Source organism: Enterovibrio calviensis DSM 14347 (genome assembly GCF_000621165.1).
GTDB lineage: Bacteria > Pseudomonadota > Gammaproteobacteria > Enterobacterales > Vibrionaceae > Enterovibrio > Enterovibrio calviensis.
In genome coordinates, this window is record NZ_JHZA01000025.1 from 16,976 (window position 1) to 39,246 (window position 22,271).

The 22,271-nt window shown below is 48.2% G+C and carries 16 protein-coding genes; 10 read left to right on the plus strand and 6 right to left on the minus strand.

The genetic code is table 11. The features are described from left to right. Positions 1-49 precede the first annotated feature (49 nt). The 5 genes from sbcD to Q365_RS0117610 all read left to right on the plus strand — a co-directional run bounded on the left by sbcD (position 50) and on the right by Q365_RS0117610 (position 8,104). Positions 50-1,285, plus strand: coding sequence for an exonuclease subunit SbcD (sbcD, locus tag Q365_RS0117590; protein WP_028024582.1), 1,236 nt, complete (start codon positions 50-52; stop codon positions 1,283-1,285). Continuing rightward, positions 1,282-4,962, plus strand: coding sequence for an SbcC/MukB-like Walker B domain-containing protein (locus Q365_RS0117595; RefSeq protein WP_028024583.1), 3,681 nt, complete (start codon positions 1,282-1,284; stop codon positions 4,960-4,962). Before sbcD ends, Q365_RS0117595 begins: the two co-directional genes overlap by 4 nt. Positions 4,963-5,115: 153 nt before the next feature. After that, on the plus strand, positions 5,116-5,805 hold the full coding sequence (gene phoB / locus Q365_RS0117600) for a phosphate regulon transcriptional regulator PhoB (protein WP_016960564.1): 690 nt from the start codon (positions 5,116-5,118) through the stop codon (positions 5,803-5,805). Between the two features lie 62 nt (positions 5,806-5,867). After that, positions 5,868-7,163: a phosphate regulon sensor histidine kinase PhoR gene (gene phoR / locus Q365_RS0117605; protein ID WP_028024584.1), complete on the plus strand. Its 1,296-nt coding sequence runs from the start codon at positions 5,868-5,870 to the stop codon at positions 7,161-7,163. Next, positions 7,157-8,104, plus strand: a complete 948-nt coding sequence (locus Q365_RS0117610; RefSeq protein WP_028024585.1) for a PstS family phosphate ABC transporter substrate-binding protein — start codon at positions 7,157-7,159, stop codon at positions 8,102-8,104. The genes phoR and Q365_RS0117610 overlap by 7 nt, the downstream gene beginning before the upstream one ends. A gap of 159 nt (positions 8,105-8,263) precedes the next feature. Here the strand turns inward: Q365_RS0117610 and ppx are convergent, their stop codons facing one another. Genes ppx through Q365_RS0117625 form a run of 3 tightly spaced genes read right to left on the minus strand, consistent with a single transcriptional unit; the run spans position 8,264 to position 12,395 of the window. Then, complete coding sequence (gene ppx / locus Q365_RS0117615) at positions 8,264-9,775, minus strand: exopolyphosphatase (protein ID WP_028024586.1); 1,512 nt, start codon at positions 9,773-9,775, stop codon at positions 8,264-8,266. Further along, entirely contained in the window at positions 9,768-11,867 is a 2,100-nt protein-coding gene (gene ppk1 / locus Q365_RS0117620) for a polyphosphate kinase 1 (RefSeq protein WP_028024587.1), read from the minus strand. The genes ppx and ppk1 overlap by 8 nt, the downstream gene beginning before the upstream one ends. Positions 11,868-11,885: 18 nt before the next feature. Beyond that, the gene (locus tag Q365_RS0117625; protein WP_028024588.1) at positions 11,886-12,395 is read right to left on the minus strand and encodes a glycine cleavage system protein R; all 510 of its coding nucleotides are present in this window, start codon (positions 12,393-12,395) and stop codon (positions 11,886-11,888) included. 241 nt (positions 12,396-12,636) lie between these two features. On the opposite strand from Q365_RS0117625, the gene Q365_RS0117630 reads away from it, so the two are divergent. The 4 genes from Q365_RS0117630 to phoU are packed head-to-tail and all read left to right on the plus strand — an operon-like array spanning position 12,637 to position 18,065. Next, positions 12,637-14,808: an ABC transporter permease subunit gene (locus tag Q365_RS0117630; RefSeq protein WP_028024589.1), complete on the plus strand. Its 2,172-nt coding sequence runs from the start codon at positions 12,637-12,639 to the stop codon at positions 14,806-14,808. 44 nt (positions 14,809-14,852) lie between these two features. Further along, the gene (pstA, locus tag Q365_RS0117635; protein WP_028024590.1) at positions 14,853-16,499 is read left to right on the plus strand and encodes a phosphate ABC transporter permease PstA; all 1,647 of its coding nucleotides are present in this window, start codon (positions 14,853-14,855) and stop codon (positions 16,497-16,499) included. Between the two features lie 25 nt (positions 16,500-16,524). Continuing rightward, positions 16,525-17,343, plus strand: coding sequence for a phosphate ABC transporter ATP-binding protein PstB (pstB, locus tag Q365_RS0117640; RefSeq protein ID WP_028024591.1), 819 nt, complete (start codon positions 16,525-16,527; stop codon positions 17,341-17,343). A gap of 14 nt (positions 17,344-17,357) precedes the next feature. Continuing rightward, positions 17,358-18,065 (plus strand): phosphate signaling complex protein PhoU, encoded by a 708-nt coding sequence (phoU, locus tag Q365_RS0117645; protein ID WP_028024592.1) that lies wholly within the window; start codon positions 17,358-17,360, stop codon positions 18,063-18,065. 98 nt (positions 18,066-18,163) lie between these two features. Here the strand turns inward: phoU and bamE are convergent, their stop codons facing one another. The 3 genes from bamE to nadK form a co-directional block, all read right to left on the minus strand. Continuing rightward, positions 18,164-18,520, minus strand: a complete 357-nt coding sequence (bamE, locus tag Q365_RS0117650) for an outer membrane protein assembly factor BamE (protein ID WP_028024593.1) — start codon at positions 18,518-18,520, stop codon at positions 18,164-18,166. Positions 18,521-18,645: 125 nt separating this feature from the next. Beyond that, positions 18,646-20,313: a DNA repair protein RecN gene (gene recN / locus Q365_RS0117655; RefSeq protein WP_028024594.1), complete on the minus strand. Its 1,668-nt coding sequence runs from the start codon at positions 20,311-20,313 to the stop codon at positions 18,646-18,648. A gap of 175 nt (positions 20,314-20,488) precedes the next feature. Further along, positions 20,489-21,370, minus strand: a complete 882-nt coding sequence (gene nadK / locus Q365_RS0117660) for an NAD(+) kinase (RefSeq protein WP_028024595.1) — start codon at positions 21,368-21,370, stop codon at positions 20,489-20,491. 228 nt (positions 21,371-21,598) lie between these two features. Between nadK and grpE the strand changes: the two genes are divergently transcribed. Continuing rightward, positions 21,599-22,201, plus strand: a complete 603-nt coding sequence (grpE, locus tag Q365_RS0117665; protein WP_028024596.1) for a nucleotide exchange factor GrpE — start codon at positions 21,599-21,601, stop codon at positions 22,199-22,201. Positions 22,202-22,271: the final 70 nt, after the last annotated feature.

Here is a 22,271-nt window from a genome sequence, read left to right on the forward strand (position 1 = left end):
ATGGAGTACAATTTGGCGCAGATCTAAAACAGCGAGCACACAAACGGCAATGAAAATACTTCACACTTCTGACTGGCATTTAGGGCAAAACTTCTTCACGAAAAGTCGTCGAAGCGAGCACCAAGCCTTCCTCGATTGGTTACTTGACCAGATCGATGAGCACCAAATCGATGCGGTTATTGTCGCGGGAGATGTGTTTGATACCGGCGCACCACCAAGTTATGCCCGAGAGCTATATAACCAATTTGTGGTATCGATTAGCCAGCGTCATTGCTCACTGATTGTATTAGGCGGAAACCATGATTCGGTCTCCACGCTAAAAGAATCCAAATCGTTACTGGCCTGCCTTCATACACAAGTGGTTGCTAACACCAGCGACGACCTTCAAGACCAATTACTGGCGCTGAAAAACAAAGCAGGCGATGTTGGTGCGATTGTCTGTGCCGTGCCGTTTGTGCGCCCTCGTGATGTTATGACCAGCCGCGCTGGCGAGTCGGGCACTGACAAACGCCAAGCGTTGGGTGATGCCATCAAAGCGCATTATCACGCCTTGTATCAAGCCGCGGTTGAGCTGCGCAGCGAGCACCAATGGCAAGTGCCCATTATTACCACTGGGCATTTAACGGCATTGGGCGTGAGCCCGTCTAAATCGGTGCGTGACATTTATATCGGATCGCTCGATGGCTTTGCCGCAGATGGATTCCCTCCAGCGGATTACATAGCCTTAGGGCACATCCATCGTCCTCAAATTGTCGCCAAGTCAGAGCATATTCGTTACAGCGGATCGCCAATCCCTCTTAGCTTTGATGAACTCAAATTTAGCAAGCAAGTCGTGCTGGTGGAATTCGATGGTGAACAGCGTATTGGCATCGAGCCCATCAGCGTTCCGAGCTTTCAGCCTATGGCTGTCCTAAAAGGGTCACTGGAAGAGATAGAAGTACAGCTTTCTGAGTTAAAAGATCATGATGATCCAAAACCTATCTGGCTGCACATTGAAGTCGCGGTTCAAGACTATCTGTCCGACTTGCAGCAGCGCATTCAGCTTCTTACCGAAGACCTCAATGTGGAAGTGCTTCAGTTACAACGTGCTCGCACACAAAAATCGCAAGCGCTGACCCAAGAGGCAAAAGAAACCTTGGCTGAATTAACCCCGCAAGATGTTTTCCAAAAACGCCTCGACCTCGAAGTGTTTGACGGAGAGGCAGAAGAAGCGCGCAAAGCACGCATTCAAACTCAGTTCGCGCAAATCGTCGCGGAAATTGAGCATGTGGAAGCCGGCGAATGAAAATCCTCAGCTTACGTTTCAAAAACCTGAATTCGCTGAAAGGTGAGTGGAAGATTGATTTCACCCAAACGCCCTTTGTAGACAATGGCCTGTTTGCCATTACGGGCGCGACGGGAGCGGGTAAAACCACCTTGTTGGATGCTATCTGCTTGGCGCTTTATCACCAAACACCGCGATTGGGGCTGATCTCGACATCAAGCAACGAAATCATGACTCGGGGTACGGCGGAATGTGCCGCGGAAGTGGAATTTGAAGTGAAGGGGCACCCGTATCGCGCGTTTTGGAGCATGCGACGCTCACGCGGCAAGGTTGATGGAAACTTGCAGCAAGCAGACGTTGAGCTGGTCGATGCGAAAACCGACAAGGTGCTGGCAACACAAGTGAAGCAGAAAAATGAGCTGGTGGAAGACATCACCGGGCTCGATTTCTCGCGATTCACCAAATCCATGATGCTATCGCAAGGCGACTTTGCGGCTTTCTTAAATGCCAAAGAAAACGAACGTGCGGAGCTTTTGGAAGAGCTTACTGGCACGGAGATCTATGGTCGTATTTCGGAGAAAGTGCACGAGCATTTTGCAGCAGCGAAGCTATTACTGAGCCAAAAAGAAGCGGAAGCCAAAGGCGTTCAACTGCTGAGTGCAGAAGAAGTCGAGGCGGTCGAAAAGGCCTTGGCAGATGTGGATGCTAACCACAAAACTCAGCAAGGACGACAGGCAGAACTGACGGCCCATCTAGCGTGGTGGAAAGAGTACCAAAAGAGCCAACACGAAAAGACTCAGGCAGAGCAGCAGCAACATCTGGCCCAATCAAGTTGGGAGACTGCTCAGCCGCGCATTGATAAGTTAGAAAACAGCGAGCCTGCTGAAAAGCTGCGTATGCCTTACGAGTTATGGCAAGCCGCGGTGCAAAAATCGGCATCCAGTGTTGAAGCGTTAGCCGCAAAGCAGCAATTGCTCACCGCCAGCGCAGCACAGAACGAAACAGCAGAAAAATCTTTGGTGCAGGCACAAGATGCATTGACGCAAACCAAAGCGCAGCACCAAGCGCTTGATTTGTTGATCACCGAAAAAGTCATGCCTCTTGATACCGAGATAAAGCACAGTACCCAGCGTCATCAGGAAGTCTCTGCGCAGAGCATGGCGCTACAAACCAAGTGCGCCGACCAAACCTCACTTCGTGATACGAAAGCGCGAGCTCTTGAGGAGCAAACCCAAGCGCTAAGTGGGGTCACCACATTCCTAACAGAGCATCAATCGGCGGGAATGCTCAAACAGCACCTTGGTCAATGGGCGCAAATGGGTCAGCAGATCCAGCAAGAGCAATCCGCCATGGGGGCGCTTGCCGAGCAAGAAAAAACGCTTAACGAATCACTGAGTACTGATAAGGCTCGAGCAGAGAAAGATCAGCAGGCGCAACGTACCGCCGTTGCAACAAGCGAATCTGCAAAACGTCATTGGGAAACCTTGCACAATGCCTTTGCAGAAGCGATAGCGAAAGGGGATGTGGATGCCATTGATAAGCAGCGTGAGCAGCTGAACGCTCAGCTTTCAACACACTTCCAGTTGAGCCAGTGGCAGCAGCAGTGGATTGATATTGATAAAGACAATGTCGAGAAGCGAACGCGACTTGAACAGCAAACCGTATTGGCGACAACCTTAGAACAAGAACTGGTGGCACTTCGCGGTCAGTTCAAAGACAAAAAGCAGCTTATTGACGCACTGGGCAAACTCGTTAGTCAAGAAGAGCACCTTGCTCAGTATCGCGCAGCGCTTCAGCCCAATGAATCTTGCCCTTTGTGTGGTTCGACTGAGCATCCCGCATTGACTGGAGCAGTGCTGAACGTATCAGAAACCGTTCAACAGAAAACCGATGCAGAAACGGTATTGAGTCAGTTGGAAGTCACAGGCAAAGAAACCAGCGTGAAGCTGGAAACATGTAAGCGTTACCTCACTGAACTTGAACAGCAATTGGCACGCACGCAGTCTCAGCAAGCAGCATTAGAACACCAATGGGCCGAAACCTCCGCGGCATTGGGTATGGCGTTGACGATACAGCAACAAGAAGCGTTTGCAGCGTTCACTGACGAGCAAAAACAAACGCGAGACACATTGACGCAAACACTGGGGCAGTTAAAAGACCAAGACAAACATCTTCAATTGGCTAAGCAGCAGTGGGATGACGCTGTGCGTGTTCAAAATGGTGTTGAGCAAGCCCTGTCTATACTGACACTGACCATGACGAACAATGAACAACAGCTACAACGATTGCTAGAAGATAAACGTCAGCGTTTAGACAAGCTAGATACCTTGCAAGCTGCCCTGAACACGCAAATTGCTGACAGCGGTTATACCGCGCCTCACGCCGACACACTATTAGCGTGGCTTGAGGAAAGAAAGCAAGATGCAGAACGGTGGGAGCAAAATACGCAACGCAAAGAGGCGCTAGGAAAAGCGGTAGCGCTACTTGAATCTGAACTCGCGAATATCACTCGTGAGCTCAGCGCGATGAATGAGCAACTGCTAGCCGTGCAAGCTGACAGTGAAAAACTGCTCATGGCATTGAATGAAGCAAAAGCGCAGCGCGATGCCCTATTTGGCGACAAAGTGGCGGAGCAAGAAAGGCAACGCAGTGCATTGTCATTGGGGAATGCCGAAGAAGCCGTGAAGCTATCACAACAACAGGCGCAGCAATGCCAAGGTGATTTGCGTGCGATTCAAGCGGAAACGAGCAGCTTGGAACAAGCCCTCAATAGCCAGAAAGAAGACACAGCAAGCAAAGAAGCCTCGTGGAATGAACGCCTAACTGCGTCACCTTTTACATCGCTTGACGCTTTCCAATCCGCCTTGTTGCCGGAAGAAGAGAAACAGAAATTGTTGGCAGAAAAACGCCAATTAGAAAATGCGTTAGAAGGCGCGAAAGTCTTGCTCCAAAAAGCCCAAAGTCATGTGGCTGAAGTATTAGGGCATGAGCATGCGGAGCAACTGCAACAAACGCCAGCCGATGAAGTAGAAACCTCGCTTCAAGCGCAAACTGACGTACTAAACCAACTGGCCAAACGCAGTGGGGAACTGAGCAACGAGTTGTCGTCTGATAAGCAACGCCGAGAGAACCAACAAGCCTTGTTTGGTGAGATTGAACGCCTTCGCGCAGACTATGATGATATTCAGTATTTGCACTCACTGATCGGCTCGCAAAAGGGCGATAAATTCCGCAAGTTCGCCCAAGGCTTAACGCTGGATAATTTGGTCTACCTTGCCAACAAACAGCTGGAGCGTATTCACGGTCGATACCAACTGAACCGTAAACAAGGCGAAGGGTTAGAGTTAAGTGTGCTTGATACTTGGCAGGGCGACATTGAACGCGACACCAAAACCCTTTCGGGCGGCGAAAGCTTCTTGGTCAGTTTGGCGCTAGCATTGGCACTTTCTGACCTCGTGAGCCACAAAACCAGCATTGACTCTCTGTTCCTTGATGAAGGGTTTGGTACGCTAGACAGTGAAACCTTGGACATTGCTTTAGATGCACTTGATAGCTTAAACGCGTCCGGCAAGATGATTGGTGTGATCAGTCATATTGAAGCGATGAAAGAACGGATCCCGACACAACTGCGTGTCTCGAAGAAGACAGGATTGGGAATTAGTGAGCTAGAAAGTGACTATCGTGTCACGACAGCGTAATCTCCTAGAGGCCGCATTCTTGTTTGCCTGTAGGGATTAATCGACAAAGGTCAACGTTGTCTGGACACGCATTCATAGTTGCGGGTCACAAAAATGTCATATTAAAATCACATAATGGCGCCCATAAATCATAAGTTAACTGGGTATGGAATAATGGTAAGACGGATTCTTGTTGTCGAAGACGAAGCACCAATTCGTGAGATGCTGTGCTTTGTACTAGAACAAAAAGGCTATCAGGCCGTAGAAGCAGAAGACTATGACAGTGCTCTGGAGAAAATCTGCGAGCCTTACCCTGAATTGATCCTGATGGATTGGATGCTGCCGGGTGGATCGGGGATCAACCTGATCAAACATCTCAAGCGAGATGAACTGACACGTCAAATTCCCGTTGTGATGCTAACTGCACGCGGCGAAGAAGAAGACAAAGTTCGCGGGTTGGAAGTGGGCGCTGATGATTACATCACCAAGCCGTTTTCACCAAAAGAGTTGATGGCACGTTTAAAAGCAGTGATGCGCCGTGTTTCACCAACGTCGTTGGATGATGTGATTGACGTTCAAGGTCTGAAATTAGACCCTGTTTCGCATCGCGTGACTGCGAATGAAAAACCGCTGGATATGGGGCCAACCGAATTTAAGATGTTGCACTTTTTTATGACCCACCAAGAGCGTGTTTATAGCCGAGAGCAACTTCTGAATAACGTTTGGGGTACCAACGTCTATGTAGAAGATCGCACGGTCGACGTGCATATTCGTCGCTTGAGAAAAGCGTTAGAAGAAGATGGTCACGATAAGCTGGTGCAAACCGTTCGTGGCGCAGGCTACCGCTTTTCTACACGCGCTTAGAAAAACATATTACTAGTCATGTTGCTGTCCGATGGCCACTGGATGGCCTGATGGAGACATAGATGGTCGAAAGACTCACATGGAAAAAGCTGGCTCTAGAGCTGGCTTTTTTTTATTTACCTTGGTTCGTGATTGGCTGGTTTTTTGGCGGCTTGTCTTGGTTATTGCTGATCGCCACCGTGCTGGTCTTGCTGTGGAACTTTTACCACCAACTGAAGCTTTCTGATTGGCTCTGGAAAGAGCGCAGCCTCACGCCGCCATCTGGTTCCGGCAGTTGGACGCCACTTTTCAATGGCATTTATCGTCTCCAAAAGCGTAACCGTCGTCGTCGTAAAGAATTGGCTAACTTGATTCGCCGATTCCGTAACGGTGCTGAATCCTTGCCCGATGCCGTGGTGGTTTTTGAACATGATGGCTCTATTGTGTGGTGCAACAAACTGGCGCAGGATCTGCTCGGTTTTCGTATGCCTGATGATGCTGGCCAGTACATTGGCAACCTGATCCGCACCCCCGAATTTATTGAATATTTAAGCCGCGCAGAACTGGGTGAAGCCTTTGAAATGCGCTCGCCACTGCATGTATCCCAAACCCTCGAATTTCGTACCATGCCTTATGCTGAAGGCGAATATTTGATGGTGGCGCGTGACATTACTCAGCTTAAGCAGCTTGAAGGTATGCGTCGTAACTTCTTTGCCAACGTTTCTCACGAATTGCGTACGCCAATGACGGTGCTGCGTGGCTACTTGGAAATGTCAGAAGACCCAGAAATGCTGCAAGGCCCAATGTGGGATAAAGCACATGGGGTGATGACAGAGCAGCTAACGCGTATGGAAGGGCTGGTGGAGCAATTGCTGACGTTGTCGAAAATCGAAGCAAGCGCAAAAATCGCCCTCGATCAGACCGTGAATGTTCCCGCCATGCTGGATGTTTTGCAAAAAGAAGCGCAAGCACTCAGCGGTGAATATGCTCATGAGTTGGAGTTTGATGTTGACCATTCGCTGAGCGTACTTGGCGATGATGACCAACTGCGCAGTGCTATTTCTAACTTGGTGTATAACGCCGTGAAGCACACGCCAGCCAATGCGAAAATATCGGTACGTTGGTATCGCACCTCGCAAGGGCCGCGTCTGGAAGTGAAAGACAGCGGCGAAGGCATTGCGCCTCAGCATATCGACCGTTTGACCGAGCGTTTCTATCGGGTGGATAAAGCGCGATCGCGAGAAACTGGCGGGAGTGGCTTAGGGTTAGCGATTGTGAAACATGCGTTGAACCACCATGAATCAGAGCTGGAAATAAGCAGTAAAGTCGGGAAGGGGAGTGTGTTCTCATTTACCTTGCCGGAGCGTTTGGCATGCTAAACCGCGCTTTGGTTTTTATCGCGTTTTTAACATGGCACAGCGTTGCTATTGCTGATGACCACCTGCCTGTTTATCACCGTGCTGACAACATTTCAGGCAACCTGTCGACAGTAGGGTCGGACACGTTGGCTAATTTGGTCACGCAGTGGGGGACTTTGTTCAAAAACTACTACCCCAGCGTAAACGTTCAAATTCAAACCTCAGGATCATCGACCGCCGTGCCTGCGCTGATTGAAGCCACTGCACAATTCGGCACCATGAGCCGTCAAATGCGTCCAAGAGAAATCGCACTGTTTGAGCGAAAGTACGGTTACCCACCAACAGCGATTAAAGTGGCGATTGATGCGATGGCCATTTTTGTTCATCAAGATAACCCGCTAGAGGCGCTTGATTTGACGCAGGTCGATGCGCTGTTTTCAGAGACGTTACGTTGTGGTTCAACAGAGCGTTTTGAAAAGTGGGGGCAACTTGGGCTGGGGGGTAGTTGGGAGAAACGTAACGTTCAACTCTTTGGGCGTAACTCAGTGTCAGGCACTTATGGTTTCTTCAAAGACAAAGCCCTGTGTGATGGGGATTTTCGCGCTGATGTGAACGAACAACCCGGCTCTGCCTCCGTGGTTCAATCGGTGAGCACATCGTTAAATGCCATAGGCTATGCTGGCGTCGGTTATCGAACTGCAGGCTCGAAAATGCTTCCTCTGAATGTTGATGGCGAACATGTCTACGCCACCATAGATAAAGTCACATCGGGCGAGTACCCGTTGTCGCGTTACTTATTCGTTTACGTTAATAAGGTGCCAGATAAGCCTTTAGCACCGTTGGAGTCTGAATTTGTCGAGATGATTTTGTCTCGCCAAGGACAAGCGATCGCAGCCCGAGAAGGTTTTGTTCCTTTGCCTGCAAATGTGATTGATGAGCAGCGTAAAGCATTAGGGTTGTAAGTTGGGTATCTGAAGCGAGATTGGGTGAAACCTAGTCAGTTTGTAGTTTCAATGCGCACTGTTTGCACTCTTTGAAGATGAAGTCTGAAACCTAATATAATCAGTGATCTAGTGAAAACAAAGCCGATAACCTCACAGTTATCGGCTTTGTTGTTTTTGCTAAGACGCCTCGATGGTGAGTGTCCATCCTGCGGATTGCCAATAGGTTTGCTCGGTAGCAAGGTCCGCAGCAAGCAAACGATTTTGCTGAAGCCAATTTTCAGGGAAACGTAATGTCCAGTGATCGTCATTGGCAACAAGTTCTACATTGGGTAACTCTTCACCAGAACGTTGAACGTTGAGCACACAAGCGAGTCGCAAAGCGCGGATCAACGGGAAAATATGCTTGAGTTTAAACAGCGTAAACTCAGGCATCTCTCCCAGTTTTAGTGCTTTGCGATGAAAGCGAGTCAGCGTCGCTAACACGGTTTGCTGCTCTTGGTTGAAGCCCGGTAAATTGGTGTTCTGTAAAATGTAGGCCGAGTGCTTGTGAAACCCTGAATGCGAAATACTTAGCCCAACTTCGTGCAACAGGGCAGCCCAGCTCAACAAAATGGCCAGCTCTACCTTTTTTGTGCTTAGTTGAGGCTCTGCCTGCAAATAAAACCGCTCTGCAGCTTGCTGCACATTATCTGCATGGTTTTTATCGATGTGATAACGCTCGGCGAGATCGGCTGCTGTGCGGCTTCGGATATCACTGTGTTGAAACCGCTCTTCCATTTCATACAGCAAGCCTTCTCTCAGCGCGCCATCTGAAAACACCATCTTTTGAATTTTTAGTGCGTGAAAGATACCGGAGAGAATGGCGAGGCCTGCCGCAAACACCGGTTGCCTGTCTGGTGTGAGTCCAGGAAGAGTGAGTTCCTCACAGGTTTTGAACGCGAGGACTTGCTCTATTAAGCCGTCGAGACGTTTTCGGGTGATGATGCCGTCTTCATGCCCACTGGCCACCAAGACTTCCCGTATAGATTTGATGGTCCCAGAAGCGCCCACAGCTTCATCCCAACCGCGTCTGATGTATCGACGAGCGATACTTTCTAGCTTCAATTCAGCGGCGAGTTGAGCCGATGCAAAGCGTTTCGCAGACAGTTGTCCTTTATTGAAAAACTGTTCGTTGAAACTGACGCAGCCCATGTGCTTACTGTTGACGAGTGATGGGGTAAACCCTTTACCAATGACGAGCTCGGTGCTCCCTCCGCCAATATCTACCACTAACTTTTGGCCTTCCCCTGGTTGGGTGTGGCTCACGCCCAAATAGATAAGGCGGGCTTCTTCAACACCGGGGATGATTTCGATGGGATAGGGGAAAACATGCTTTGCGCGTTGAAGGAAAACATGGCTGTTTTTGGCTTCACGTAATGTAAAGGTTGCCGCTATGCGCACGTTTTCTTCACTGAACCCTTGTAGGCGCTCGGCGAACATTCCTAAGCATTCTATCCCGCGGTTGATAGCGGCATTATCAATGTTATGTTGGTCATCAAGGCCAGAAGCCAGTCGCACGCGCTGTTTGTGTCGGCTGACAATTTGCAGCCCTTGACCAACAACGCGAGCAACGACCATATGAAAGCTGTTTGAGCCGAGATCAATCGCGGCAATTTCGCGTGGTTTTTCCGTATTGGTGCTATCACTCATTCTTTTGTTTGTCCGCTAACCGTCGTTTTTCTGTTCTCTCCATTTGTTTAAGGTAATCGTAAATTTCAACCTGTGATCGAATTTTTTTGCGATTTCCGCGTTTTACATAGGCATTGGTCATATCTTTATCGATAACGCGAGCTTTGGCACGATCAGAAAACTGAATTTCCAAAATATCCATGATGCGATCTTTCAATCGCTGATCTTTGATTGGTGTGGCAACTTCAATACGGTTATCGATGTTTCGGGTCATCCAGTCCGCAGACGAAATAAAGACGTCACGTTCACCGCCATTTTCAAATGCAAAAACGCGTGGGTGTTCGAGAAAACGGTCGACAATACTGATGGCTTTGATGTTTTGGCTGAGCCCTTTCACCCCAGGGATGAGTGAGCACATGCCGCGTATTATCATTCGTATCTTCACGCCTTCATTGCTGGCTTTGTACAGCATGTCGACAAGCCCGGTATCAACCAAGTTGTTCACCTTCAAGGTGATGCCCGCTTTGCGTTTTGCTTTGGCGTGCTCAATTTCACGCTCAATGAGTCGGTACAACCGGTTTCTTGAGTTGCGCGGTGACACAATCAGGTGATTGAATTTAACCGGCTTGTAAGGGTTCTCGATAAAGTTGAACACTTTGCGAACTTCAGCCGTGAGGGACTTGTCTGCCGTGAACAACGAGAAGTCGGTGTAGATTCGGGCGGTTTTCTCATGGAAATTACCGGTACCAATATGGGCATACTCGCGCAAGCCATCTTCTTCACGGCGAGAAATGAGACAAAGCTTGGAGTGTATTTTTAACCCCGGTGTACCAAAGACCACTTTAACACCGGCATCGGTTAGCACGCGTGCCCACTCGATGTTGGCTTCTTCATCAAAACGCGCCTGCAGTTCAACTACTACAGTGACGCGTTTGCCATTGTTTGCCGCATCAATCATGGAGTTGATGATTCGACTGTTCTTAGCCACACGGTATACGTTGATGCGGATGCTTCGTACTTTAGGATCGTATGAAGCCTGACGAACCAACTCCGTCATGTGACGAAACGTGTGGTAGGGGTAGTAAAGCAATACGTCGCGTTGGCGAATCGCATCAAACGCATTGGTTGATTGTCTAAAATCGGCAGATTCAATTGGTGGTAATGGCGGGTTTTCTAAGTAGCGCATGCCGACATTAGGGAAACCAATGAAGTCTTTGAAGTTGTGGTAGCGAGCGCCCGGCAATACGCTGTCATAATCGGAAATACGCAGCATTTTGATGATGCGTTTGACCATGGCTTTTGGCATGTCTCGTTGGTAGACAAAACGCACAGGCAGCGCGGTTAGTCGTTGGTCCAAGCTGTCGGACATATTCTCTAGCAGGCTGTGGTCAACCTCGTTGGTGAGGTCATACTCCGCATCCCGTGTCATTTTCATGGCATAGGCTTCGACGCTGTCGTAATCGAAGAAACCTTCAAAAATTTCATCTAGGCAAAGGCGAATGATGTTATCGAGTAAGATGATGGTTTTGCGACGGCGTCGGCCTTTTGGCTCAGGCACTTTGATGAAGCGTTCGATTTCATCGGTCGGAATTTCGATCAGTGCGTAGCGCGTTGCTTGCCCTTCTTTTTTGAGTTCAACAACGAGGTAGGAATAAGCGTCTTTGAGGAACGACAGCAAATCCATGTCATCGGTCAGAATGATTGGGGTAATGTGGGGAAGAAGATTGCTGACAAAGTGTCTTTTCAACCAATTTTTTTGGTACTCCGTTAACTGTAACTCGTTAACGAGGAAGATATGGCGACGTGCCATTTCCAATAAAATGTCGTTGTAAAGGTGATCAAAATCTTGATTGAGTTTGAGTACTTTGTCCTGAATTTTACTGAGCAACTCTTTCGCTGTACCGTCGATACCTTGTTCTTCATTGATCAAGATACGACGTTTCACATCGGCAAAGCGAACTTGATAAAACTCATCCAAATTGCTTGAGAAAATACCCAAAAAACGCACTCTTTCAATGATGGGGACTGACTTGTCTGCAGCTTCTTGCAGCACCCTTTCATTAAAGGACAACCAACTGAGTTCTTTATCTATATAGCAATTATTGGCGCTCATTCTTCCCTGTTCCTGTAATTAAATGTCGTTAGCGTCAAACTCAACGATCAAATCATCAGATAGGCCTTCCAATGCCTCCCCGAGATCATCTAGTGATGTTGTGTTCGCGATGTCTAGATCGAAATCTGCGGTGAAAATCACACCACCCGAGTTCGCGGCGCTCTGTGCGTGAGTTTCTAAGTTGTTAATATTTATTCCGAACTTTGCAATTTCGCGAGTCACCTCTTGAATTATCCCTGAGCGGTCATTGCCTGTGACGGTCAATGAATGGGTTGTTGAGTCAGGTTCAGGAAGGTGAGGCGCGTCGGCGATAAGCACGTCGAGCTCAGGGATCTTGTTAAGAGCGAGAGACAGTGATGTTGCATCGTCATCTTTAATGTCGACTTGAATGATCCCAGCAAATTTTCCAGCAAGTTTGCTAAGGCTGCTGGCTTGCCAGCTGCCATGGTGTTGAAAAACGGTGTCGGAAAGCGTTTCTACAAGGCCAGGACGATCAGTGCCGATTAAGGTAATAACTAACTGCTTCATGGTTGATCCTTAACGTTTACAGCGGGAGGAGATTTCATTATTGGATTTGTATGAAAGCCTGTCTACTGCTGCTTTAATGAGCACTTCCTTTCTGTGCCTTGCATCAATGTTAGAGAAGGCTAGACATAAATTGTGACATTTTTATTTCACTTGATTCACTTAGTATGTTTTTCTGTACTGTCACATTTATGTCATCAAAAAGAAATATTATGTATCGCTTAACTTAGGAAAAGAGGTACCAATGGCAAACGCCACACACTCGCTGATGCAAGGAGACCCTAGTCGGCGTATTAAGGACAAGTTGGCTCGCATATCTGTGACCGGTGGCGGCCTTGTGGTGTTGTTCGCGTTGTTGCTGATCTTTTTCTACCTCGCCTATGTGGTTCTGCCGCTATTCAAAAGTCCTGATGTTTCTCTAAATCAACAGGTTGAACTAGACCTATCAGGTAAGCCTGTCCAAATTGGCATGGATGAAAACAATCAACTTGGTTTTCGCTATTCTGACGCGGGTAATTTGACGGTCTTCTCGCTGCTTGATGATCATGATGTCTTAATTAACAGGCAAGTCGCATTATCCCCTACAAGTTTCTTTGCTCAGGACTCCTCCACGGGTTTCAGTGCCTATGGTTATGGCGACGGGGCAGTGTCATTTCAGAGATTACGATTTGTGGCGCACTACAGTGATGGTGTCCGTCATTTCACGCCAGATGTTCATATTTTCGATACCCTACAACTTGGCGATGTAGGCGAGACAGTTTCCAGCCTCTCTTTTTCCATGAACGGCGATGAACGTGCAGTGGCCGGTGTGGTCGGTGATACTATCAATGTCGTCGCGCAGATCGGCGACGTTGAGCACCTTCGTACTTCAGTGCCTTCTGACAAAAGCGCGACGGTATTGATCACCCCAAATGGACGTAAGCTGTTTGAAATGGTGGGTGACCAACTCAAGGTATACAACCTTTCGACTTCTTCGCTTTCATTGCGGGAAACCGTGAATATCCGAGATGTCACGGGTCAAATGCCTGTTTCGATGACCTTGCTGGCTGGTGGTCATTCACTCCTTATTCGTTTAGATGATGGGCGCATCGGCCAATGGTTTGATGTGGTGAAGGCCAACACAAGAACCTTGACCATGGCGCGCGAGTTCTCAACCCCCATAGGGCAATTAGCCATTGAGGCACATCGCAACGTATTTGCGAACCTCGCTAATAACGGCGACCTGTCACTGTGGCATGCTCCGAGCGAATCTTGGGATGGGTTTGAGTTTCCGACTTTGTCTAGTGATGTTGATGCCATGAGGTTTTCACCTCGTGCTGACCGCCTCTTGGTGGAGCAAAATCAACGACTCACCGTTCTTGATGTCGATAATGCGCACCCCGATGTGAGTATTACATCGCTTTGGAAAGAGATCTGGTATGAAGGTTACAGCGAACCGGATTACGTATGGCAATCTACGTCAGGCAGCGATGCGTTTGAAGGTAAACTCAGTGCGGTACCTGTTGTTTTCGGCACAATAAAAGTTGCAGCCTATGCCCTAATTTTTGCCATTCCGATGGCCGTTGGTGGCGCAATTTATACGGCTTACTTTATGCCGTCGGGCCTGCGAAAAGTGGTAAAGCCAACCATTGAAATCATGGAAGCGCTGCCGACGGTTATTCTCGGCTTTTTGGCGGGGCTTTGGCTTGCGCCGATTGTCGAATCGCATCTGCCCGCCATGTTTATCATTTTCTTTGCGATGCCCGTGTCTTTCCTACTCACGGCGATTGTTTGGACCTATTTGCCTCGCACTTGGCGCAAGAAAGTGCCAGCAGGTGGTCATCTCATCATCTTGCTGCCTTTGATTTTACTCATTGGTTTTTCGGCTTTCTCATTGGGGCCTTGGGTCGAGCAAACCTTCTTAGGTGGCGATAGCCGCGTGTTTGTAACCGACGTGCTCGGTGTCAACTTTGACCAGCGTAATGCAATTGTGGTTGGTATCGCGATGGGCTTTGCCGTGATACCGACGATTTTCACCATCGCAGAAGATGCTATTTTCTCTGTTCCTAGTCACCTGACCAATGGGTCATTGGCGCTGGGGGCGACGCATTGGCAAACCCTGACTCGTGTGGTGTTGTTAACCGCGAGCCCTGGTGTGTTTTCCGCTGTGATGATGGGGTTAGGTCGTGCCGTCGGTGAAACCATGATTGTATTGATGGCGACAGGGAACACGCCGTTGATGGAATGGAACCCGTTCGAAGGTCTGCGCACGCTTTCTGCCAATATTGCCGTAGAAATGCCAGAGTCAGAAGTCGGCAGTTCGCATTATCGAGTACTGTTCCTGACCGCCTTTATTCTGTTCAGTTTCACTTTCTTAATTAATACGGTGGCAGAGTTTGTTCGCCAGCAGTTACGAGAAAAATACCGTGCGTTGTAGTGTCCACATTGCTTTTTATGTCTTGTTTCATATAGGAACAAACGATGTTTAAGCGATTAAACAGCAGTTCGCCTTGGGTGTGGATGACCGCAGGCATGGTCAGTTTGTGCTTGGTCGCCGTCCTAGGCGTGATGCTCTTGATCGGCTGGAAAGGCTTGGCCTATTTTTGGCCTGCGCCAGTATATGAATTTCAAGTCAAAACACCTTACGGCGAAGAGACACTGTTTGGCGAGATTTACGGCGTTGAATCTGTGTCGGCACGCCAGTTACAAGAAGCGGGCATTGACGTCAATCCAGAGTTTGGACCGGAACAAAATCGGTTTTTGATAAAAATCGCGAACCGTGAACGCGAAGCGCATGACTTTGTATCTGTGCTTGAACAAAACATTGTCACCCAATCGGAACGTCCAGACATTGCCGTTATTGAGCGTACCGAGCATGGCGTATTCTTTGGTGTGCCTGTTGGCTTCATGGAAAATGGCAAGATAGTCGACACTGATATTGATCGTGCGTACTACCAACAAAAGATAGAAGTTGCAGACCAACAACGATTGGCCATTTCGACACTGGAGCACAGTGAAATTGAAAAGGTTAATTGGAAACTAAGCGAGAAAAAAACTGAGGCACTGTCTTACCAGAAAGCCGGTGAGACTGTTCCTCAATCAGTGTCTGATGAAATTGCGATACTGACTCAACGATATGACGCGCTAGAGTCGTCTCTAATGACGTTGCGCACTGCCCACTCGCTCGATTACCTGATAGTAAAAGATCGTAATAGCAGCTCTGTGAAAGTGCCGCTAAACGATGTGCTGGCGATGTGGTACCCCAATGCGATGAGCGGGTTTGAGAAATTCAGTCAATGGGCGCATCAAATCGTGAGATTCGTGACAGAGAATCCGCGTGAAGCTAACTCTGAAGGGGGTGTGTTTCCGGCCATATTTGGCACCGTGCTGATGGTGTTACTGATGTCTATTATGGTGACACCGTTGGGTGTGCTAGCGGCTGTATATCTTCACGAATATGCGGGTAAGAATGCGTTTACTCGTCTTGTTCGTATCGCTGTGGTTAATTTGGCTGGCGTACCATCCATTGTGTATGGCGTTTTTGGTCTTGGTTTCTTTGTCTACTTTGTGGGCGGGAACATCGATGCTTTGTTCTATTCTGATACGTTACCTAACCCGACATTTGGTACTCCAGGGCTACTTTGGTCATCATTGACCCTAGCCATTTTGACGCTACCAGTAGTCATTGTCTCAACGGAAGAAGGCCTGACTCGTATCCCTATTTCAGTGCGTCATGGCTCAATGGCATTGGGAGCGACACAAGCTGAAACCTTGTGGCGAATCGTTTTGCCTATGGCAAGCCCTGCCATTATGACAGGCTTGATCCTCGCTATCGCAAGGGCCGCAGGTGAAGTGGCGCCTTTGATGTTGGTGGGCGTTGTGAAAGTCGCCCCCAGCCTTCCTTTAGATGGCAATTTTCCGTTCCTGCATTTGGACAGAAAATTTATGCACTTGGGGTACCATGTTTATGATGTGGGCTTCCAAAGCCCAAATATCGAAGCAGCGCGTCCCTTGGTATATGCAACGTCATTGCTTTTGGTTACTGTGATAGTGAGCTTGAACCTCGCGGCAATCTCTATTCGTAATCACCTTCGCGAAAAGTATCGCGCACTCGAACAAGAACTGTAGGCACCCGAAAGGAACGAACAACGACATGATATCCATCAATGCCAACATAGGATTACCTGGCCCAATAGATTTGTCATCGATCTCTGATGAACAAACCGCACTGGTGATCCAAAACCTCGATTTGTATTACGGGAATACTCAGGCATTGTTTGATATCAATATGCGCGTCCCTAAGGGAAAAGTGACGGCATTTATCGGCCCTTCGGGTTGCGGTAAATCGACGCTTCTTCGCTGCATCAATCGCATGAATGACTTGGTGGATGGATGCCGTGTTAAGGGTGAGATATTGCTACAAGGCACCAATGTGTATGACGAATCGATTGATGTGCCAGCGCTGCGCCGAAAGGTTGGCATGGTATTTCAACGCCCGAATCCATTCCCAAAATCGATTTATGAAAACGTGATTTATGGCCTTCGCTTGCAAGGCGTGAAGAACGTGAGAACCCTTGATGATGCCGTCGAGCGATCGCTTCGCGCTGCCGCGCTTTGGGATGAAGTGAAAGATAGGCTTCAGGATAATGCGTTCGGTTTGTCCGGCGGTCAGCAGCAGCGTCTTGTGATAGCTCGTGCGATCGCCATTGAGCCGGAAGTGTTGTTGCTGGATGAGCCGACATCAGCGCTCGATCCGATTTCTACGTTGACCATTGAAGAATTGATTAACGATTTAAAGCGCAAATATACCGTGGTCATCGTCACTCACAATATGCAACAAGCAGCTCGCGTCTCGGATCAGACGGCATTTATTAACTTAGGCAAACTGGTAGAATACGCGGACACAGACACGCTCTTCACCACGCCGAAAAGTAAGCAAACTGAAGACTATATTACTGGCCGTTACGGCTAAAGGATCCGGACCTGATGGACAATCACAATTTCAGTCGACATATATCGGGCCAGTTTAATGCTGAACTGGAATCCATTCGTACACACGTTCTCGCCATGGGCGGTTTGGTTGAAAGACAACTGACCGATGCGCTTCGCGCGATGCACTATCAAGATGTCGAGCTTGCCAAACAGGTTATTCGAGAAGATCACAAAGTGAACTCGATGGAAGTGGCAATTGATGAGGCCTGTACGAGGATCATTGCGAAACGCCAGCCTACTGCGGGGGATCTGCGTTTGGTTATTGCCATTATCAAGACGATTACCGACCTTGAGCGCATTGGTGATGTTGCCGACAGTATTGCGAAAATGGCATTGGATAACTTTTCCAACCATCAGCAACCGTTTCTCGTTTCGCTTGAAAACTTAGGCCATAAAGCCGCTCGTATGCTTCATGATGTGCTGGATGCGTTTGCTCGCATGGATGTTGATGCCGCAATGAAGGTTTATCACAGTGATGATCATTTGGATAAAGAGTATGAGGCGATTATTCGTCAGTTGATGACCTATATGATGGAAGATCCGCGCTCAATACCAAATGTGCTCAAGGTGATGTGGTCTGCGCGCGCCATCGAGCGTGTCGGAGATCGCTGCCAGAATATTTGTGAATACATCATTTACTTTGTTAAAGGTAAGGACATTCGTCATACCAACAAAGAACAGCTTGAGAAAATGTTGAAGTAGGTGATGCGCGCTTCCGCTTTGGGAGGCGAGGCAAGCTGAGGCAGTCTGTCTATCTTAGGCATAAAAAAACCCGCGATTGCGGGTTTTTTGTTATTTGATTATCGAATAGCTTCAAAGAAACTGGTACCGGGTTCAAAGTCACCTTTCATACCGATTAACTGACCACTGTCATCGAAAGAGAGGATCAATTCTTTTTGCTCAGGTTCTGAATGGCCTGGTTTCAGCCATTGAACGAAGTACCAAGTGTTTGGATAACCTGATTCGACCAACATTGGTGGACCAAGTAAGAATTTAACCTGTTCTTTGGTCATGCCAAATTTCAGTTCTTCAACAGAACTCTGGTCGATGTAGTTTCCCTGATTGATATCTATACGGTAAACCAGCTTGTTAACCCAAGAGCAGCCTGAAAGGCTTGCTAGGACAAGAGTGACCGCAACGACGTGTTTCCAATGCATGACTTCTTACTTCATTTCCAAAATAGGGGACGATGATAAACAAGCGAGTGAGAGAAGTAAAAAACTCTTCTCTCAACTTGGTTGTTCGACCGTGCTATTTGAAAAAAGTTTCTTTCAGATAAACACTATGCAGCCACTAATAACTCTTTAGCATTCGCGAGCGTGTGTTCTGTGATTTCACTGCCCCCCAAAAGGCGCGCTAACTCTTGCACGCGCGCAGAGAGATCAAGCTGCACCATGCTGGTAGACGTTGTGCCTTTCTCGCTGGTTTTGGTGACAAACATTTGCTGATGACCGCAACCTGCAACCTGAGGTAAGTGGGTCACACACATGACTTGCGTGGACTCGCCCAGTCTGCGGAGTAGTTTCCCAACAATAGCTGCCGTTGGGCCACTGATACCCACATCGACTTCATCGAAAATCAAACTAGGGGTATCAACCTTCTGAGCGGTAATCACTTGGATAGCGAGTGAGATGCGTGACAATTCACCGCCGGATGCGACTTTGCCTAATGCCTGCATAGGTTGGCCAGGGTTAGTTGAGACCATAAACTCAATGCTATCCACACCCATTGGAGATAGGTGGCTCTCTGGTTGGCTGTTGAGGGCAATGTGGAACTTCCCGTTTTGCATACTAAGTTCATGCATGCTCGCGGAAATAAGCTTGTCTAACTCTTTTGCGTATCGCTTACGGCTCTTACTCAGTTTTTCAGCTGAGGCAAGACAGGCCTGATGTTTTACTTCAACGTCTTGAGCCAGTTGCTCAATTTGGTTGTCGCTGTCATTAAGGGAGTCTAGCTCGGCGATCAGTGCTTGATGAGCGTCATAGAGCGCTTCAGGCAGCACTTGATGCTTACGTGACAAACGCATAATCGTTGCCATGCGATCATCTAAATAATTTAAACGTGCAGGATCCATGTCCAGCCTATCCATGTAGCTGGTGATCTCGTTGCTGGTTTCTTGAACTTGTATGCAGGCTTCGTCCAGCATCTGTAAGAGCGGCGTGAATTGGTTATCCATTGAGGCAAGTTCAGCGAGCTTGTGCTGAGCAAACTGCAACAGCGACATGGCATTGTTGTCTTCGTCTTCGCTGAGCGCTTGAATCACGCTCTGGCTACAAATGGCGATATCACCGCAGTTAGAGAGACGCTTATGTTCTTCTTCTAGATCTGGGTATTCCGTTTCTCCCAATGCAAGCTCATTGAGTTCACTTACTTGATATTCCAATAGCTGTTTTTGCGCTTCGAATGCTTCTTTGTTTTTTTCGAGTTGTTTAAGTTCGTTTCGTTTCGCACGCCACTCTTGATAACGCTGGCGCATGGTGACGAGAAGGTGTTGATGACCAGCGTACTGATCGAGCAAGGTAAGTTGGAAATCATTACGCATCAAAAGTTGGTGGGCGTGCTGGCCATGAATGTTGATTAGGTGCTGACCTAATGACTTTTGTTGCGAGGCAGGCACTGGGCTGCCATTAATGAAGGCTCGGGAGCGTCCTTCTTTGGTGATCACTCGGCGCAAAATGCACTCATCGCCATCGGTGAGCTCGTTATCTTCTAGCCAACGACGAGCCGCAGGGTTGTTCTGCAAATGGAACATCGTGACGATTTCCGCTTTGTCCTCGCCTGGGCGAACCATGGATGCATCCGCACGATCACCAAGACAAAGACCAAGAGCATCAATGGCGATGGATTTACCTGCACCCGTTTCACCGGTGATGGTGGTCATCCCTGAATGGAAGTCGAGTTCTAACGCTTTAACAATGGCAAAGTTTTGAATCGTGATGTGCGCCAGCATGAGTGAGTGCCTGTATCTATAAACACCTGTTTGTAAATACAGTATACACTGTGTTTGTATACAGTAAAGTCGAACGCGGTCTGTCGAAATAAAAAATTGTGATATAGGTAACAAAAAAGAGCAGGTTGGGCCTGCTCTTTAAAAGAGAATATTGGTTTCACTTACAGTGCTGTCATCAAAAAAGCTTGCTAGACCAGCCGAGTTTTGTTCGCAACGTTTTGTAATAATTGTAATTTTTTGGGTGGATTAATTTTAAAAATGATGGACTTCGATAGATGTGAACTTCATCCCCAGGATTTACAGGTAGCGAGACTTGGCTATCACAGCTGACTTCCAGAGTGCTTCCATTGTCGGGTGACACCACCAATTTAATATGGCGCTTGGCGTCAACAACCAAAGGGCGACTGGAAAGCGTATGTGGGAACATCGGAACCAGTGAAATGGCATCTAGGCTGGGCGATAAAATCGGGCCGCCGCCAGATAAGCTATAAGCTGTGGAACCTGTTGGCGTCGATATGATTAAGCCATCCGAACGTTGCGAGAACGCAAAGCTGTCATCAATGTAGACTTCAAACTCAATCATGTGAGCGACTTGGCCTGGGTGAAGCACGGCTTCATTTAGCGCCGCATTGTGGCTTTTAATCTGCCCATGACGATGCACTTCTGCTTCCAGCAAGAAACGTGGGTCTTCGACGAACTCTCCGGCAAGCACGTCTGAGAGCGCGAGTTCGTAGTCGTCGGGATCGAGGTCGGTGAGAAAGCCCAGATTGCCTCGGTTAACACCAATCACGGAAATATCGAAGCGCGAAAGTACGCGAGCTGCCCCAAGCATATTACCGTCACCACCAATGACGATAGCTAGATCCGCTTTCGCGCCCATCGAGAGCAGGTCGTGAAAATCCTCAGCGGGCACATTGATGTAGCTGTCTAGTCGGTTGTCGACAAGCGTGCGATAGCCTTGTTCGGTTAGCCAGTAATAGAGTTTTTCATGTGTTGCTACGGCTTCGGGGTTTCTCGGCTTACCAACCAAAGCAATTGTCTTGAAACGCTTTGACATCTTAGAGATCCTGCGCTGTCTAATGACTTGATTATATACCTAAAAATTGAATGAAATCCTGCTCCTTCGTGCAGAACATCTCTATGAAAAGGCAAAATCTTGGCATGTCGCTACAAGAGACACCTTGAAACGTAGCCATACATCCCCATAATAAGCAAAACCGTCGAGATTGATGCCCCAATGGTAATAAATTTGGGGTTCAACACAGTGTATTGTGTCGGAGAGAGCATGAACAAAGAAGAAAATAAGATCCAGGACGAAGAGTTGCAAAACAATACTGTTGAAGTGCAAGACGAAAATGCTCTTGATGCAGAAACGGATGCAATGATTAGCCGGATCACTGAGCTTGAAGCGGCGCTTGAAGCAAGCGAAGAAAAAGTGAAAGAGCAGCAAGACAGTGTATTGCGTGCTCGTGCTGATGTAGAAAACATGCGTCGTCGTACTGAGCAGGAAATCGATAAAGCACGTAAGTTTGCGCTTGAGCGTTTTGCTAACGAACTGCTACCTGTTATCGACAACATGGAACGTGCGGTTGAAATGGCGGATAAGCAAGACGAAGCCATTAAGCCAATGCTGGAAGGCATAGAGCTAACATTGCAAACAATGAAAAGCTCAGTAGAGAAGTTCGGCTTGAAAGAGCTTAACCCTCATGGCGAACCGTTCAACCCTGAATTCCATCAAGCCATGTCTATTCAGGAAAGTGCAGAGCACGCGCCGAATACCGTCATGCTTGTGATGCAAAAAGGCTACGAGTTGAATGGCCGTGTTGTTCGTCCAGCGATGGTGATGGTGTCAAAAGCCGCATCTGGAAACGTTGACGAGCAGGCTTAAGAGACTCATTGAAAAAAAGCCCGCTTTTTGCGGGTTTTTTTGTGTCTGGGCCTTGAAAGCCCAGAATGCG